The following is a 15802-nucleotide window of genomic DNA, read 5'->3' as shown; positions in this document are numbered from 1 at the left end:
CAAGGACTGACGGTCGACACTTCCCGAGCAGACCGTCTACACAAGCTAACCGATTGGGCAAACGATTGGGCGTCGCGTGTCGAATTATCCGCTTTCCTACAAACTGTCATGGCTGCCGCGCTTCCTGAAACCGTCTCTCGGCGGCGATGTCAGGGATTTTGCACCGAGGGCGGCGACGACGATCATCGATCCGCCGCCGGGGCGGAAGGTGCGGCTGGCCTTTGTCGGCGATATTTCGGCGGTGGCCAACCGTAGTGCGCCGGAGTGCGATCCGGAAATCGCAAAGCTCTTGGGCTCAGCCGATCTGGTGATCGGCAATTGCGAAAGTCCGGTCGTCGAGCGGCCGAGCGTGGCGTTTGGCACGCGGCTTGGCACGCACCATGCGATGAGCGAGCGGTTTCTTGCCGCGGCGCTTGCCGCCGTAGGCATCGCGCGTGAAAAGCTCGTGCTGTCGCTGGCCAACAACCATGTGCTCGACCAGGGCGTCGCCGGTTTCGACGAGACCGTTGCGGCGTTGAAGCGGCTTGGAATCCGCACCATCGGCACCGCGAAAAAAGGACCGGTCGAGCAGGTCAAGGCCGGGCCGCTGACGATCGGCTTTGCCGCCTTCACACTGTGGCGCAATGGTGACGCCGGGCCATTCACCGAGCTTGTCTCGATGCAAGGCGATCCGGCGGCATGGCCGAGAGGCGCGGCCGACAAGAACATCGATCTCACCTGTGCGGTGCCGCACTGGGACTGGGAGTTCCGGCATTTTCCGCAGCCGCAAACGCAAACGCTGGCGAGGTTGCTGGCCGGTCACGGCGTCGGGCTGATTGCCGGGCACCACGCCCATGTCGTGCAGCCGGTGCAATGGGTCGGCAAGACGCTCGTGGCTTACGGGCTTGGCGACTTCCTCGGCACGGCGCTGGCGCGGCAGCCCTGGCCCGGCCGCATCGCCGGCATTTTCGTCGTCGATGTCAGCGCCGATCTCGGCATGCGCGGTGCGATCGCCGGGTACCGGATGCATCCCTTCATGCGGCTGCGCGCAGGCGGGCATGAGCGGCTGGTTCCGGTCGAGGCGCTGACTGGCCGGGTGAAGGGCAAGGTCCAGGCCAGGCTGAAGGCGATCTTTGGCGACTGACAACTTTCCCGTTATCATAGGTATAATAGGAATTTGCGAGGGGGCGATGGAAGCAGCTGAGTTCATGCCTGATGAAGCGGTGGTCGCCGGCATCAGGAAGAATATCGAGATCTATGAGGCTGGACGGGCTTCGGCCTGCCGCCAGGTGCGCTGGCGGGTGCCGGTGTTTCTGGGGCTGCTGCTGGTTTTTGTCGTGCTGGTGGCCTGGCTGTTCAACAAGGTCGCCGACTTGAACGAGCAATGGTTCTCGACGCCGCATGTGTTCCTCTATGCCGGCGGTTTCTTCGCGGCGCTGCTGCTGTACTTCCTGGCGATCAGGCCGGCGACGCGGCTGCAGCAATCGTTCCGTGACACGCTGCTGCCGATCATCTTCGGCTTCATCAGGGATGTGCGCTATCAGCACAGCGTGACGCCGAATTCCTTCGACCGGCTGCCGCGCGCCGTGGTCGGCGCCTTCAACCGGCAGAGCTTCGACGACATCGTATCAGGCCGCTACGAGGATTTTCCGTTCGAGCTCTACGAGGCGGAGTTGCGCCAAGGGTCGGGCAAAGGCTCGTCGACGGTCTTCAAGGGCGTCATCGTTGCGTTCGAGACGATCGCGCCGTTCCCCGGCATATTGGTCGCGACGCGCCGCAGCAACGCGGTGGTCGGTTTCTTCCGCGGCATCTTCGCCGGCAAGATGCAGGAACTGTCCAGCGGCGATCCGCTGCTCGACGGCGACTACGAATTTCGCACCGACAATGTCGCCGCCGCGCAGCCGCTGGTGAGCGGCCGGTTGGCGCAGGCGCTGAAATGGCTGCACGAGACATGGCGCGATGATCCGGCGCGGGTGGCACTTAAAGGCAGCGATGGTTTCCTGCTCTTGCCGCAGCCGAAGAATTTCTTCGAACTGCCCGCCATTTCCGTGCCACTCGATTACACCAAGCACATCGCCCCGATGATCGCCGATATGGGCGCGATCCTGGCGACCGCGGCGCTGGTGCGCAAGATCGGCGCGACGGATGGCGAGGCGGCCGCAAGCTAGGCAGTTCCCGATTGCAACAAGCCGCCATTCATCCGGGTGCGGCTCTCGCGACAAGGCGGACAATATCGCCGAGCCTGCGCTGCTCCTCGGCGGATCTGGAGCGGCTGACCGCGAGATTGACGACTACCAGTTCGGCTGCCGGCAAGACGCCGATCATCTGACCGAAACCGCCATGGGCGAAATAGCGAACCCTGGGCAAATCCGCATTGCGAAGAACGGTGGCTTCGGACTGGGCTTCGCCATCACGGCCGGTCGTCCACCACATGTAACCATAGCCGCTTCCGTCTGGAGTGATCGAATAAGCCTTTGTGCTGTCTTCGATCCACGCCCGCGGCACGATCTCCGTGCCGCGCCAGCTGCCTTTGCGCAGGTACAGAAGGCCGAATCGGGCAAGATCGCGCGCGGTCATGCGAAAATGATAGGCGGGGTGCTCCGATTCGGGGCCGCGCAAATACGCGCCGTCGTCAGGGTGAAAATCCTGCATGCCGAGCGGGACGGCGATGTCGGCATGGAAGCCGTCAAAAACGGAGCGGCCGGTTGCCCTCTCATAGATGGTGCCAAGGGCGTTGAAGTCCCAATTGTTGTAATACCAGTGGCTGTCCCTGGGGTGGCTGCCGCGGACGGGCCGGTCGGCTTTCATCTGTTCGGATTCGGCGAGCGCCGGGTGGTAAATCCCGGACCGAGCCTTGATGAGATCGCCGACTGTTGCCTGCTTTTCGGCTTCGCTCAACGACGGCGCGACATCATCGATGCCGAGCTCGCCCAGCGTGTTGTCCAGACGAATGCGTCCGCGCTTGACCTCGATGCCGATTAGAGCGCTCAGCAGGCTTTTGCGGACCGAGCGGATGACGACTTTTTTCGAGGCCGAACCGCTGGATGCGACGACAGATCCGCGATGGATGGCCACAGACGCTATCGAACCAAATTGCCGTGCCGCTGCTTTCGCCTCGGCGAGGAGATCGACGTTCCATCCGGCATCGGCCGCCGATACGACGTTCCATTTTTCGCCGGGATATTCAGCCCCTTTCATGTCGCCGCGCCTCAGCAGTCGAAGCCGTAGTTCTGGCGATAATATTCGACGTCTTCTTGCGCCATCGTCTTGAACATCACGCAGACGGTGAAGCTGCCGACCTGGCGACCGTTTCTGGTGTAGCCCCAGTCGGAAATATCGTCCCGGTTAAATTCGAGTTCCTGGCCGGCCACGACATTGTGCACCGCTTGCGGCTCATTGGCCAATGTTCCTGCAAAGCCGGTCGCGGTCTTGTGGAAGGGGATGATCCAGAAATGCTCCGAGGCGTCTCCGTCCCTGACCTCGACTTTCAATTTGTAGCTGGTTGTCCCGGCTGGCGGCGCATCCGACAAGGACAGGAATTCATCGAGGCTGGCGCGCGCCTGCGCAATGGCCGCCGCCATGTCCGGATCGTCCCTGGCGACGCCTACAACCTTGTCGCCGCCCTGGCCGGAATCCTGCGCACCGGCCGGAATCGGCGCCAACGCCAGCACCAGGGACAGCATGGTTCGAACTGCATGCTTCATGAAATGGCGCTCCTGCGTGTCGATGCTGACACCATCATGCATCTATCTGGAGTTTTCCACGGCAGTGCGACAGCGTGGTACGGTCCGACCGGCAGGCCGCTCACAACCCGCTCGGCACCAGGCCTGCCAGCCAGTTCGCGGACCGCTTGGCCATGCCGACCGTTGCCGACGCGACGCGGCCGAGATCTGTCTTCACCACGGCGTAGCCGTTCCTGGTGCGGTAGAGCACGCCTGTTCCGCCATCGACCACTTGCTCGTAGGCGACCGGCCGTGCCGCTGCTGCCTCCATGGCCGTCGTCGGGGAGCCGACGGAAACGCTCGACCGATGGCTCAGTTCCGGCGGCAACGGGGTTTGGACATTCCGGCTGGCCGGCTTCAGTTCCGGGCGGGATGCGGCCGCCGCCAGTTGCGAAGAAGACGCCGACCCCTTGCTGCGGCATATGCCGGAGACCAGCGGATAGTCGAAGTTCTTCTGGTGCAGCATCTGGCTTTTCATCGCCGCTTCGCAGTCGGCGATGGTCGCCCACTTCGCCGGCGTCTCGCCGATATATTCGCAAAGCTTGGCGTCGCAGTCGCAGCCGACAATGGTCATGGCGACAAGGGCGGTCTTGAGCACGGTCTTGTCCTTCGGATTGCCCCCCGGCAGCCAGTCCTTCCATCGCGCGCGAACAAGGCGGGATTTTGGCCGCGATCACGCGATGAGCCGGGGGATGCGTTTTTGGGTACCGCTCACTACAGGTGGATTTCGAGACACCCGGTAGCAATAGGGCGGGGGCGTGATGCATTTGCAGTAAGAAGCCTGAATAAATCTTGTCGGCTATGGCCGCGACAACTGTTTCTTGGCCCGGTTTTCTACTACGATACTCACGGGGCGATACAACAATATAGGAGGGGTTTGTCATGGGAAGAATTGTCCGGTCCGCCGAGCCTGTGCCGAAAAGGGAATCAACGCTCGAGGGTATTCCAGGCGATGCTCCGCTCGGCGTCGACGATGACAAGCAAGAAGATCAAGGATCGAAAGGCGGCGATGGCTATCTCGACCGGGTGGCGAAGTACGTGCCTGCCGAAGTCGTGGCATTTTTCATCTTCGTCAACTCCATCCTGGTCAATGCCACTGAGCAGCCGGTTGCCAAGGCGTTGACCGATGCGGTGGCGGAAGAGACCAAAGGCAATCCGGGGGACATTCCGGGTAAGGTGCAGGCAGCCATCTATAAGATTGAAATGGCCGGTATCAGCGTCTGGACCATTTCATGGATCATGTTGATCGTCGCGCTGGCGATGACGCCGGTGTATCTGAAATCGGTCAGCGATTCAGCCGACAATGCGGAGGCTCCGGGAGCCAACATCGTCATGTCGATGCTCGCCTTCCCATTCTGGGCCTATGCCGTAAACGCGCTGGCCCTCAGGCCATGGCATGACGGTGCGCTGGCCAGCATCATGCTCGCCACCTTCACGCTCATCAGCGGCGCCATACGGCCGGAATATATAAACGCTGGCCTCAATTTGATCCCGGGCATCGGCCCGAAGAAGTAGCTTGGCCCGCCGGGCAGGCCGCGGTGCAGGGCGCGGCTTCAGTTGTAGACGCGCTCCAGCCTCGCGCCTGCTTCGAACAGCGCCGGCAGCACGATGTGCAGCTTGCGCACGGCGACGATCAGCCCGGTGCGACGGGTGGCCGGATCGATCGGAACGGTTGGCTGAACAGCGCCCGGGCGCCTTCGGGCGGAGCGAAGTCTGCCGCCGAAAGCACGGTGAGCATGATCGCGTCGTTGCCACCGATCTCGACGAAGGACACGCCTCTGTCGATCAGGCGCGGGATCATGTCGGTGAATTGCTGACCGCGCCTGGTGATGAAGATGGTGCCGTCAGCGCCGAAATCGCGTTCCAGCAAAGTATCGGCTTCTTACGCGTCGCTTCGCCGACCGGACCCTTGGCCCAAAGACAGTCGGCGCCGGGATTTCTCCCAGCGCCTCCCTGTCAGATCAGGACACGGTCGCGGCAGCAACTTCCGCAAAGTCGTCGCGCCATGCCGGCCTTGATTTTGACGGTCCTGCCAGTCACCGCCCGAGGGCAGTGCCCGTTCCAGACCACGCCGTTCTCCACCCTTGCGAGCTTCGTTCGGCGCGCCATCGAAGGTTTTCGCCGTCCTTCATGGCAGCATCGGTCCGCCGTTGGCGTTCGCACGCTTTCCGCGGCCCCGTAGGTCTCGGCATCCGTCCCTCGAACAGGCAAGCCTGCTCTCGCTTCGGGCCGTACGGGCCTCAGGAAATCCGCCTTTTCGCTTTGCCTTTCGGCGTGGCGATCGGTAGCCGCCTGAGATGGGCTAAACTTACGCCGGGTAAGGGTTTTGGGGAATGGGCGTGAGCCTGTGGATAACGGGATTATCGGGGATCGTTTGCCACAAAGCTCGGAATTTCGACTCCAGCTGCATTAGACAGCCCGCCCGCTTTTTGGCGCCTGATCGGCTGTGCCCCTTGCTCCGCCGGCTGGCGCGGGCTTCAATGCCGGCAAAGCATCGAGCCTATCGGCTCGGTGCGGGGAGGGTACGCATTGAAAGTCGGGGTGGTGCTCAATCCGATTGCCGGCGGCGGCCGGCTGAAACGGCATTGGCCGGAGGTGGCTGCGTCGCTGAAAAAGCATTTCGGCGAATTCGAGCTGCGCGAGACGCAGGCCGAGGGCGACGCCGAAAGGCTGGCGCTCGACCTCGCGGCAAGCGGCTTCGAGCTGGTGATCGCGGCCGGCGGCGACGGCACCGCCAGCGAGGTGGCCGACGGATTGCTGCAGGCATTCGATGAGAGCGGCCGGACAACCGAACTTGGCTTGCTGCCTTGCGGCACCGGCATCGATTTCGCGCGCGGGCTCGGGCTGCCGAAAGAGGTGGATGCGGTGCTGAAGCGGATCGCCGAAGCCAAGGCGCGCAAGGTCGATGCCGGGCGCATCTGCTACATCGACGACCATGGCGCGCTGGCCAGCCGGCACTTCATCAATATCGCCAGCCTCGGCCTGTCCGGCGCCACGGACCGTGCGGTCAATGCCGACAAGCGCAAGGGCAGGATGTCGGCCAAGGCGCTGTTTTTCTGGCGCACCGTGGTCGAGTTCATCCGCTACCGCTTCCAGGATGTCCGGATCACCGTCGACGATGGCACCCCGGTCGAGGCGCGCATGGCGCTGGTGGCGGTCGCCAACGGAAAGTTCTTCGGCGGCGGCATGATGATCGCCCCGGACGCCGAACTCGCCGACGGCCAGTTCGACATCGTCATCCTGCGCGCGGCTGGCAAGCTGAAGCTGATCTGGGATATTCGGCTGCTCTATGGCGGCCGGCACCGCAACCATCCGGCCATCACCATATTGCGTGGCCGGAAAGTGGTGGTCGAACCTATCGGCGATGTCGAGAAGAACGGCGCGCTGGTCGACATAGATGGCGAGTCGCCGGGGCGTATACCCGCGACGTTTGAGATCCTGCCCGGAGCGCTGACGCTGAGATATTGAATCAAGGCGTTGAGGGATTGATTCAGGTGGTTTGAGCGGCGATTCCGGCGAACCGGCCAAGAGCCTGAAATCGCAGGACATATTTACCCGGCTTAGCTTTCCAGCTTGGCTGGGAAACCGGGCGCGCGCAGATCCATGTCGACGGCATCCTCGAGCAGTTTGACGATCTGGGTCGACCAGGCGCCGCCGCCATATTCCTGTTTGCCCATCAGGAAAATCTCACTCACAAGCGGCGCCAGTTGGAGTGGCAGTCTGAACTCCCTGCCCATCGCAAGCGCAAAGCCGAGGTCCTTCAGTGCCAGGTCCATGGTGAAGCCAATGTCGTAGGAGCCGTTGAGGATGAGCTGGCTTTCGGTCTCATGGACGAAGCTGTTGCCGGAGGAGGCGACGATGGCGTGGTAGGATTGCGCGAGGTCGAGGCCGCCTTGCTTGGCCAACATCAGCGCCTCGCCGGCGGCGACGAGATGGATGAAGGCCAGCATGTTGGTGATCACCTTGATCACCGCCGCGGAGCCGACCGGACCCATCAGGAACGACTTTGCGCACATCGCTTCGATGGCCGGACGATGGCGCTCGTAAAGCGCAGCATCGCCGCCGACAAGCGCGGTGATCTTTCCGACCGCGGCCAGATGCACGCCGCCGGTGACCGGGCACTCCAGCGTCTCGATGCCTTTGGCCGCGGCGAGGGCGGCGAGGCGCAGGATCTCGTCGCGGCCGTTGGTCGACATCTCGATCCAGGAGCCGCCCCTGGGCAGACCCTCGAGCAGGCCGCCGGCATTCGCCAGCACCGCTTCGCTGACCTTGGGCGAGGGCAGGCAAGTAATGGCATTGCCGGCCTGTGCCGCCGCTTCGGCCGGGCTGGTCGCGGCCGTGGCGCCGAGCGCCACGAGGCGCTCGACGGCGGCGGGGTCGCGGTCGAAGACGATGACGACAAAACCGTTGCGCAACAGGCTGGCGGCAAGGTTGCCGCCGAGATGGCCAAGGCCGATGAAGGCGTAGCGTTCGCTCACGGCATCAGCGGCGTTTGCATCATCTGCAAATGCAGGTCCTTGCCGGTGTAGGGATGCGCCTCGCAGACCGCTTCGTCCAGCTCGACGCCGAGGCCCGGCTCCTTCGATGGAATGACATTGCCGTCCTGCCATTCGATCTTCTTCTTGAGCAGTGTCGCGTGGAAGCCGTCCCACTGCTTCAGCGATTCCAGGATGAGGAAATTGGGCAGCGTCACCGCCAGCTGGATGTTGGCGGCGCCAACGATCGGCCCACAATAGCAGTGCGGCGCGATTTGGATGTGGTATGCCTCGGCCATGGCGGCGATCTTCTTGGTTTCGAGAATGCCGCCGGAACGGCCAAGGTCCGGTTGCAGGATGGTGGCGGCGCGGTTCTCGATGATTCGGGCGAATTCGAACTTGGTCGTCAACCGCTCGCCGGTGGCGATCGGGATCGACGTGCCTCGCGCCACCTGAGCCATCACTTCGGGCATGTCCGGCGGCACCGGCTCTTCGAACCACAAGGGATCGTAGGGCTCGATGGCGCGTGCCATGCGCAGCGCACCCGACGCGGTGAACTGGCCATGCGTGCCGAACAGAATATCGGCGCGGGTGCCGACGGCTTCGCGGATCGCCTTGACCATGCGGGTGGAGACATCGATGTCGATCAGGCGCGGCTGGTGGCCGTCGAAGGCGGTGTAGGGGCCTGCCGGGTCGAGCTTGACGGCGTTGAACCCCTGCTCGACATATTCGAGCGCGCAGGCGGCCGCCAATTCGGGGTCATTGTAGACGTTCCGGCCGTCCGGCGCGTCCTCCGAATGGACGCTGCCGGTGTGCGGATAGAGATAGGTGTAGGAGCGCAGCGTCTCGTGCACCTGGCCGCCGAGCAGTTTGTAGACCGGCTTGTCGGCTTCCTTGCCGACAATGTCCCAGCAGGCCATTTCCAGCGCCGAGAAACAGCCCATGCCGGTAACGTCGGGGCGCTGGGTAAATCCTGAGGAATAGGCGCGGCGGAAGAAGGTCTCGATGTCATGCGGATCGTGGCCGATCAGGTAACGCTCGGCCATGTCCTCGACCAGCTTCGCTGTTATGTGAGCCGAGAAGGTGGCGTTGTAGGCCTCGCCGTAACCGACGACGCCGCCATCGGTGGTCAGCTTGACGAAGATGAAATACTTGCCGCCGATGCCCGGCGGCGGATTGCCGACTACCCAGGTCTTGACGTCGGTGATCTTCATTTTTGGTCCTCCAGAACCAGTTCGGCGCCCTTCCATCCGGTCATGACCGAGGCGGCGTTGGTGTTGCCGGTGATGTTGGCGGGAAATATCGAGGCGTCTATGACGCGCAGACCTTCGAGCCCGTGCACTTTCAGGCGCGGGTCGACGACGGCGGCCCCGGCGTCCGGCCCCATGCGGCAGGTCGAGACCGGGTGATAGACGGTGCCTGAGCGCTTCCTGAAATCCTGGATCAGGTCAGCATCCGACTGGATCGATGGGCCCGGCAAAACCTCCTCAGTGATGATCTCGGCCATGGCGGGCATCGAGGCTATCTTGCGCACGAACTTCACCGCCGCCAGCATCTCGTCGACATCGGCGTTGGTGGAATAGGCGTTGGCGAAGATCCTGGGATAATCACGCGGATTGCTGGAGCGGATCATGATCTCGCCGCGGCTGGACGGGCGGCAGTTGGAGAGGCCGATGGAAAAGCCCGGCCACGGATCTGGCGTCAGGATCGGGCGCTCGCCGCTCTTCGGGATGACGGTCGAGAAAGCCTGGAAATAAAGCTGCATGTTGGGGCGCGAAAACGCCGGGTCGGTGCGGAAGAAACCGCCGCCATGGTTCATCGACAGCGACAGCGGGCCGGAACGGGTCAGGATATACTGCATGCCGACCAGCAGCTTGCCCCACCAGGGCCGCAGGATTTGGTTGAGCGTCGGCACGTTTCCCTTGAAGGCATAGTTGATGCCGACATGGTCCTGCAGATGCGCGCCGACATTTTCGTTGGCGTGGACGACCGGGATGCCAAGCCCCTTGAGCAGTGACGAGGGGCCGACGCCGGACAGTTGCAAGAGCTGCGGCGAGTTGATCGAGCCGGCGGACAGGATGACTTCGCGGCCGGCCCGCGCCGTCTTGGTCTCGCCGTTCTGCAGATATTCGATGCCGACAGCTCGCTTGCCCTCGAACAGGATTCTGCTCGCCAGCGCATTGGCTTCGACGCGCACATTCGCGCGCTTCATCGCCGGGCGCAGGAAGGCGCGCGCGGCCGACATGCGGCGGCCATTCCTGGTCGAGATCTGGTAGACGCCGACGCCTTCCTGGGCGGCGCCGTTGAAGTCAGGGTTGAGCGGCAGCCCAGCCTGCTGGCCGGCTGCGAGGTAGCGCCTGGTCAGCGGATGGACGGCGTTCGTCGTGTCGGTGATATGCAGCGGCCCGCCGGTGCCGCGCCATCTGTCGGCGCCGGCCTCATTGTCCTCAAGCGCCTTGAAGCCCGGCAACAGATCGTCATAGCCCCAACCGGGATTTCCGGCATCGCGCCAGTCGTCAAAGTCCTCGCGCGCGCCACGGATCCAGACCATGGCGTTGATCGAGCTGGAGCCGCCAAGCAGCTTGCCGCGCGGCCAATGGTCGACATTGCCGGCAAGGCCGGGGTCCGGCTCGGGCTTGTAGTTCCAGTTGACCGCGGGGTCGAAGAAAGTCTTGCCGTAGCCAAGCGGCATCTGGACATAGAAGCGGCGGTCGCTGCCGCCGGCTTCCAGCACCAGCACGGAGTAACGGCCGGAAGCCGACAGCCTGTCGGCGAGAACCGAGCCGGCTGAGCCGGAGCCGACGATGATGAAGTCATAAGTCTGCATGATTGGTGTTGGCGGCTCCGCAAAACTGAGCGCAGCCTATCCGCGACGGCTTGGCCGCGCCCCTGCGGCTTCCGGCATGGCTTGTGAAAAAAGCGACCGTGAGACGCCTGGTCGGAAAAGCCACCATGGAACCGACATTGCGCCGGGAGCCTCGCCCGTCGCGTTGACCTCTTGGGTCCATGACGCTACGGGATCAAGGGCTATCGCTTCAGGGGAATCTCGGATGGTGCATTACGCGGACGGACGGCCGATCGGCGATCTGACCTTGCGTACGCTCGCCATGCCGGCCGATGCAAATGCGGCCGGCGACATCTTTGGCGGCTGGGTGATGGCGCAGATGGATCTTGCCTGCGGCATCCGTGCGGCCGAGCGGGCCAAGGGTCGCGTGGTGACGGCGGCTGTCAAGGAAATGTCCTTCGCCAAGGCGATGAAGATCGGCGACACGCTGTGCATCTACACCCATGTCGAGCGCGTCGGCCGCACCTCCATGACGCTCAAGGTCGAGGCCTGGGCGCAACGCTACCTCTCCGACCTGATGGAGAAGGTCACCCACGCCGATTTCGTCATGGTGGCGCTGGATAGCGACGGCAAGCCGAAGCCGATTCCAACCGAAAGTTGACATCGTCGATTCTGCCAAGCTTGCGCTTATGTAACATCCCCCGCGCGGGCGATGCGCTGCGCGACATCCAATGGTTGCCTTCACATCCGATTCTGCGGGCGGCGGAGGGAAGACAATGCGTCAACACATGCTGAACGGCTGGCTCGTGGCGGCCCTCGTCGCGGTGATCTGCCTGCTTGGCACGACCGCTTATACCGAGATCAGGAAAGAGCTTCCAAGCGTTGCCTGCACGCACGACCGGACCGTTGGCAACGAGCGGACCGCCCAGCGGTCTGCAAGGGTAGAGACGTGCGGCGCAGTGTGTTGCAGCAACCCTGCGTCAAAGGCCTGAGGGCCCGTCAGCGGAAGACCTCGTCAGCCTCAAAATGATGATGCGCCGGCGAACGAAACGCTGCAGCTATGTCGCGATGGCGTGACCAACGATGCAAGGGCGGATCCAGTTAAACCCGGGTACGCGTCGTCGACGGCAAAATCCGTAAACTATTGCTGGGCAACGGTTTTCAGGCGTGCACGCCATCGAATCTTTCACGCGCCGCCTGGACCCGCGAGGTGTTCTTCCGCGCCCATTCGCCGAGCGCGCCGACCGGCACCAGCAGCTCATGGCCGAGCTCCGTCAGCTCATAGTCGACGCGTGGCGGGATGGTCGGGAACACGGTTCGGGTGACGAAGCCGTCGCGCTCAAGACCGCGCAAGGTGGTGGTCAGCATCTTCTGCGAAATGCCGCCGACAGCGGCGCGCAACTCATTGAAACGCAGCGGTCCGCCGCCCAGCTTGCCGACGACCAGAACGGTCCATTTGTCGCCGACGCGCTGCAGGATTTCCGAGACGGCGCGGCAGTCTTCGGTGTTGTGCGGGTGCCTCAGTAACATAACGGTGCCTCCTTGCGCTGCCATTTGTCAGTATCTCATATAGCGCCGGTATCCAAACGATACCAGCTTTTGCATATATGGAGAGCCCCATGTCCAAGCCCAAAATCGCCATCGTCGTCGGTTCGACACGCGCCGCGCGTTTCGCCGATGTGCCCGCCCAGTGGATCGCCAAGATCGCGAAATCTCATGCCGACATCGACGTCGAGACCGTCGACCTGCGCGACTGGCCGCTGCCCTTCTTCGACGAGGTCGCCTCGTCCGCCTGGGCGCCGTCGCAGAACGAAGTTGCCCAGCGCTGGCAAAAGAAGGTCGCCGAGTTCGACGGCTTCATCTTCACCGCCGCCGAATACAATCATGGCCCGACGGCCGTGCTGAAGAACGCCATCGATTACGCCGCCAATGAATGGAACAAGAAGCCGGCCGGTTTCGTCGGCTATGGCAGCGTCGGCGGCTCGCGCGCTGTCGAACATTTGCGTCTTGCCGCGGTCGAATTGCAGATGGCGCCGGTCAAATCCGCCGTTCACATTGCCTGGAGCGATTTCCTGGCGGTGCGCCAGGGCGAGAAGAAGCTCGAGGAGATCGAGCATCTGAACCAGGCTGCCACGGCGCTGGTCAACGACGTTGCCTGGTGGGCCCGCGTGCTCAAGGCAGCGCGTCAGGCCGACGCGATTGCCGGCGAAGCCCAGGCGGCCTGAGCCTTATCCTCCCAAGGATCGATGATTTTTCCAAAGGGCGGCGTTTGCGCCGCCCTTTTTCATTCACGTGAAGAGGCGCTCTCGGCTCCCTTGGCCGGATGGTGGAGTCGGACCGGCAAGGTCGCGCTGATGCCTTGACGATCCCGCGCGAAGGATCGCCGCCTGTCACAGCCACCCGCTGGAAAACCCGGCCCGGCGCAGTCCTGTGGTGATGGCCGGCACGCGGCGCATCAATCGCCACAGGAAGTCGGACCGGTAGTTCTCGATCATCAGGGCGATCGGCCCCTGGTTGATGCCGACATGGTCCGGCGATACCCAACCGCAGGCGCGGCCGTCGTCGGCAGCGATCGTCGGGTTGAAGCTCGCGGTGAAGCCGTAAGGGTTGCCGTCGCGCAGGTCCATCTCGTGGAAATGGCGCAGCGCCGGCAGCACGATTTCCGGCGCAAAAGGCAAGGAGGCGATTGCCGCCCATGGCGACAGCGTGCCGTCATCGGGGCCAAACGGTGCGCCGCGGGCGAGATAACCGAAGAAGCGGCGTCCATCGGCTCGCCGCGCGATCGGACCTGGGCCGTCGCTGGCGGTGACGCCCCAGCAATTCTCGCCATAGCCCGCGAACCCCCTCGGATTGCGGATTGCGTAATCGCGCTGCAGATACGTCGCCTGGCGGCTGTTTTCGAAATAGTCGCTGTCGTGACCCTGCATGAAAGCATCGCGGATGTCGCGAAAATCGATCCAGATATGCGAGAACTGGTGGATGAAAAGCGGGCCGGCATAGACCATCTCGCGGCCGTAGATTGTCTTCCACTTATAGGTGGACAGCCAGGCCGCGTAGCTCTCGGGCGGCAGCGAGTGGGTCGGCGAACCGAGACCCAGAACGTACAGGATCAGCGCCTCGTCAAATCCTTCCCAGCGGTAGCGCAGAAAGCCTTTTCCAGGCCGCCAGCCATGGGTGACGGTGGCGCCGCCGTTCTGCGCCCAGCGCCAGTCGGCACGGCGGTAGAGCGCATCGGCAAGCTTGCGGATTTCCAGTTCGAGCTCATCGTCCTCGTCGAAATAAGCGCCGGCAGCCAGAACACCGGCAAGCAGAAGTGCGGTATCGATCGTGGACAGTTCGCAATTCCAGACGCGGCGGCCGGTCTTCATGTCGAGGAAATGATAGTAGAAACCCTTGTAGCCGGTGGCATCGGGCTCCGGCCCGTGCGGGGCGTTCCAGAAGAAGCGAAGCGTGGCGAGCGTCCGCTCGATTGCGGCATCGCGCGTCATGAAACCGCGCTCGACACCGACGGGATAGGACGACAAAGCGAGCCCGACAGCGGCTATGCTGGCAGGCGACGTTGGCGTGTTGCGGTCGGCGACCAGGCCGTTGGCAGGGTTGGCCTCGTTGAGAAAATACTCGAAGGACAGGCGCTGGATATCTTGGAGAAGCTCGTCGTTTAGCGCGTGTTCGTTCGATGCATCCATGACAATCGATATAGAGGCTTTGGCTGCTTTTGCCATTCTTCCAGCGGATCAATCATGGGTGAGGGCAGGCTGGGGCCGATAGCGAAAGGCGCTGCCAACGCACCGAATTCAAATCGAGGGGCTGCGAAGATCGGTTGGACCGCCATATGCACGGCCCTGCCATCTGGCCTGTCCGTCCTCCCCTGATATATCCGGCTGCGATCCATCACATGAGCATGCCCCGTGAAGTCACCCAGCCTGTCAGGCGTCGTTTCCCCCATGACCCCGGTGCTGGTCTGTGCACTTGCGATCTTCCTTCTGTCCGCCATGGATGCGGCGATGAAAATCCTGGTCATCGCCGTCGGTGTCTACAACACGGTGCTGTGGCGAAGCATGCTTGCGAGCGTGGTCGCGGGCACGGCCTGGGCGGCGGGGCCGCGTTCCCTTCCCACGCCTTCCGTGCTGCGGCTACACGCGCTGCGCGCCGTGATCGTGGGCATCGTTCTGCTGTCGTTCTTCTGGGGCCTTGCCAGATTGCCGCTAGCGGATGGGATCGGGCTTAGTTTCGTCGCGCCGCTGTTCGCTCTCCTGCTGGCGGCGCTGCTTTTGGGCGAACGCATACAGCGCCAGGCGATCTGGGCGTCGCTGGCGGGCATCGCCGGCGTCGTCATCATCATGGCCGGACAGTTCGGGCAAGGGAACTATACCGGGGATGCCCTGCTTGGCACGGTGGCGGTGCTCGCATCGACGGTGTTCTACGCCTACAATCTGATCCTCTCGCGGCGGCAGGCGCTGGTGGCCAAACCAGTCGAGATCATGCTGTTCCAGAACCTGTGCGTTGCCGCCGTCCTTCTCCCCGCCGCTCCCTGGCTCGCGGTTGCCCTGCCGGGCAATCTCTTGCTTCCACTGGCCGGGGTGACGGCGCTGTCGCTCTCCGGCCAGTTCCTGATGAGCTGGTCCTACGCGCGGGCCGAAGCGCAATATCTAATCCCGACGGAGTATTCCGCCTTCATCTGGGCGATCGTGTTTGGCTGGCTGTTCTTCGACGAGGCGGCGACCTGGACCACGCTGGCTGGAGCGGCCCTGATCGTGGCCAGTTGCCTGATCGCCTCGCGCTCCAATCCGAAGCTTGCCGAACCGATCGAAGCCGCGGTCTGAGGGCGCTATTCGCTTTGA

At 63.3% G+C, this 15802-nt stretch carries 16 protein-coding genes; 7 read left to right on the top strand and 9 right to left on the bottom strand.

Annotated features, from left to right (window positions below; translation table 11 throughout):
• The first annotated feature begins 76 nt into the window (after positions 1–76).
• Together AC3EMP_RS28680 and AC3EMP_RS28675 are read left to right on the top strand one after the other, a co-directional pair.
• On the top strand, positions 77–1123 hold the full coding sequence (locus AC3EMP_RS28680; protein WP_023751231.1) for a CapA family protein: 1047 nt from the start codon (positions 77–79) through the stop codon (positions 1121–1123).
• Between the two features lie 46 nt (positions 1124–1169).
• Complete coding sequence (locus AC3EMP_RS28675) at positions 1170–2147, top strand: DUF3137 domain-containing protein (RefSeq protein WP_023751230.1); 978 nt, start codon at positions 1170–1172, stop codon at positions 2145–2147.
• A 28-nt stretch (positions 2148–2175) separates the two neighbouring features.
• On the opposite strand, the gene AC3EMP_RS28670 is transcribed toward AC3EMP_RS28675, so the two are convergent.
• The 3 genes from AC3EMP_RS28670 to AC3EMP_RS28660 all read right to left on the bottom strand — a co-directional run bounded on the left by AC3EMP_RS28670 (position 2176) and on the right by AC3EMP_RS28660 (position 4299).
• Positions 2176–3177 (bottom strand): serine hydrolase domain-containing protein, encoded by a 1002-nt coding sequence (locus AC3EMP_RS28670; protein ID WP_023691556.1) that lies wholly within the window; start codon positions 3175–3177, stop codon positions 2176–2178.
• A gap of 11 nt (positions 3178–3188) precedes the next feature.
• A complete protein-coding gene (locus tag AC3EMP_RS28665) occupies positions 3189–3683 on the bottom strand; it encodes a YegJ family protein (protein WP_023683736.1) in 495 nt (164 codons plus the stop codon).
• Between the two features lie 100 nt (positions 3684–3783).
• Positions 3784–4299 (bottom strand): hypothetical protein, encoded by a 516-nt coding sequence (locus tag AC3EMP_RS28660; protein WP_023695777.1) that lies wholly within the window; start codon positions 4297–4299, stop codon positions 3784–3786.
• Between the two features lie 284 nt (positions 4300–4583).
• Between AC3EMP_RS28660 and AC3EMP_RS28655 the strand changes: the two genes are divergently transcribed.
• Positions 4584–5216 (top strand): hypothetical protein, encoded by a 633-nt coding sequence (locus AC3EMP_RS28655; protein ID WP_023733334.1) that lies wholly within the window; start codon positions 4584–4586, stop codon positions 5214–5216.
• Between the two features lie 118 nt (positions 5217–5334).
• Here the strand turns inward: AC3EMP_RS28655 and AC3EMP_RS28650 are convergent, their stop codons facing one another.
• Positions 5335–5571 carry a hypothetical protein gene (locus AC3EMP_RS28650; protein ID WP_023683739.1) on the bottom strand — a complete coding sequence of 79 codons (237 nt, stop codon included), beginning with the start codon at positions 5569–5571 and terminating at the stop codon, positions 5335–5337.
• Between the two features lie 659 nt (positions 5572–6230).
• Between AC3EMP_RS28650 and AC3EMP_RS28645 the strand changes: the two genes are divergently transcribed.
• Positions 6231–7169 carry a diacylglycerol/lipid kinase family protein gene (locus AC3EMP_RS28645; RefSeq protein WP_023689702.1) on the top strand — a complete coding sequence of 313 codons (939 nt, stop codon included), beginning with the start codon at positions 6231–6233 and terminating at the stop codon, positions 7167–7169.
• A gap of 92 nt (positions 7170–7261) precedes the next feature.
• Here AC3EMP_RS28645 and AC3EMP_RS28640 read toward each other — a convergent pair whose 3' ends face one another.
• Genes AC3EMP_RS28640 through AC3EMP_RS28630 form a run of 3 tightly spaced genes read right to left on the bottom strand, consistent with a single transcriptional unit; the run spans position 7262 to position 11003 of the window.
• Positions 7262–8179 (bottom strand): NAD(P)-dependent oxidoreductase, encoded by a 918-nt coding sequence (locus tag AC3EMP_RS28640; protein ID WP_023683741.1) that lies wholly within the window; start codon positions 8177–8179, stop codon positions 7262–7264.
• Entirely contained in the window at positions 8176–9390 is a 1215-nt protein-coding gene (locus AC3EMP_RS28635; RefSeq protein ID WP_352712033.1) for a mandelate racemase/muconate lactonizing enzyme family protein, read from the bottom strand. Before AC3EMP_RS28635 ends, AC3EMP_RS28640 begins: the two co-directional genes overlap by 4 nt.
• Entirely contained in the window at positions 9387–11003 is a 1617-nt protein-coding gene (locus tag AC3EMP_RS28630) for a GMC family oxidoreductase (protein ID WP_352712035.1), read from the bottom strand. The genes AC3EMP_RS28635 and AC3EMP_RS28630 overlap by 4 nt, the downstream gene beginning before the upstream one ends.
• A 223-nt stretch (positions 11004–11226) precedes the next feature.
• On the opposite strand from AC3EMP_RS28630, the gene AC3EMP_RS28625 reads away from it, so the two are divergent.
• The gene (locus AC3EMP_RS28625; protein ID WP_023671995.1) at positions 11227–11622 is read left to right on the top strand and encodes an acyl-CoA thioesterase; all 396 of its coding nucleotides are present in this window, start codon (positions 11227–11229) and stop codon (positions 11620–11622) included.
• Between the two features lie 500 nt (positions 11623–12122).
• Here the strand turns inward: AC3EMP_RS28625 and AC3EMP_RS28620 are convergent, their stop codons facing one another.
• The gene (locus AC3EMP_RS28620; protein WP_023683744.1) at positions 12123–12491 is read right to left on the bottom strand and encodes a winged helix-turn-helix transcriptional regulator; all 369 of its coding nucleotides are present in this window, start codon (positions 12489–12491) and stop codon (positions 12123–12125) included.
• An 89-nt stretch (positions 12492–12580) separates the two neighbouring features.
• Between AC3EMP_RS28620 and AC3EMP_RS28615 the strand changes: the two genes are divergently transcribed.
• Complete coding sequence (locus AC3EMP_RS28615; RefSeq protein ID WP_023671992.1) at positions 12581–13186, top strand: NADPH-dependent FMN reductase; 606 nt, start codon at positions 12581–12583, stop codon at positions 13184–13186.
• 165 nt (positions 13187–13351) lie between these two features.
• Here the strand turns inward: AC3EMP_RS28615 and AC3EMP_RS28610 are convergent, their stop codons facing one another.
• Positions 13352–14647 carry a glucoamylase family protein gene (locus AC3EMP_RS28610; RefSeq protein WP_023683745.1) on the bottom strand — a complete coding sequence of 432 codons (1296 nt, stop codon included), beginning with the start codon at positions 14645–14647 and terminating at the stop codon, positions 13352–13354.
• 258 nt (positions 14648–14905) lie between these two features.
• On the opposite strand from AC3EMP_RS28610, the gene AC3EMP_RS28605 reads away from it, so the two are divergent.
• A complete protein-coding gene (locus AC3EMP_RS28605) occupies positions 14906–15784 on the top strand; it encodes a DMT family transporter (protein ID WP_050587011.1) in 879 nt (292 codons plus the stop codon).
• The last annotated feature ends 18 nt before the right edge of the window (positions 15785–15802 follow it).

It is taken from the genome of Mesorhizobium sp. P160219, assembly GCF_057786095.1.
The sequence above is the reverse complement of the archived record's forward strand: the minus strand, read 5'-3'. Positions and strand labels throughout refer to the sequence as shown.

Bases quoted from the DNA above. Each gene is read 5' to 3' on its own strand.
- AC3EMP_RS28675 (WP_023751230.1), top strand. From the start codon at position 1,170: ATGGAAGCAGCTGAGTTCATGCCTGATGAAGCGGTGGTCGCCGGCATC.
- AC3EMP_RS28670 (WP_023691556.1), bottom strand. From the start codon at position 3,177: ATGAAAGGGGCTGAATATCCCGGCGAAAAATGGAACGTCGTATCGGCG.
- AC3EMP_RS28665 (WP_023683736.1), bottom strand. From the start codon at position 3,683: ATGAAGCATGCAGTTCGAACCATGCTGTCCCTGGTGCTGGCGTTGGCG.
- AC3EMP_RS28655 (WP_023733334.1), top strand. From the start codon at position 4,584: ATGGGAAGAATTGTCCGGTCCGCCGAGCCTGTGCCGAAAAGGGAATCA.
- AC3EMP_RS28635 (WP_352712033.1), bottom strand. From the start codon at position 9,390: ATGAAGATCACCGACGTCAAGACCTGGGTAGTCGGCAATCCGCCGCCG.
- AC3EMP_RS28630 (WP_352712035.1), bottom strand. From the start codon at position 11,003: ATGCAGACTTATGACTTCATCATCGTCGGCTCCGGCTCAGCCGGCTCG.
- AC3EMP_RS28625 (WP_023671995.1), top strand. From the start codon at position 11,227: ATGGTGCATTACGCGGACGGACGGCCGATCGGCGATCTGACCTTGCGT.
- AC3EMP_RS28620 (WP_023683744.1), bottom strand. From the start codon at position 12,491: ATGTTACTGAGGCACCCGCACAACACCGAAGACTGCCGCGCCGTCTCG.
- AC3EMP_RS28615 (WP_023671992.1), top strand. From the start codon at position 12,581: ATGTCCAAGCCCAAAATCGCCATCGTCGTCGGTTCGACACGCGCCGCG.
- AC3EMP_RS28610 (WP_023683745.1), bottom strand. From the start codon at position 14,647: ATGGATGCATCGAACGAACACGCGCTAAACGACGAGCTTCTCCAAGAT.
- AC3EMP_RS28605 (WP_050587011.1), top strand. From the start codon at position 14,906: ATGACCCCGGTGCTGGTCTGTGCACTTGCGATCTTCCTTCTGTCCGCC.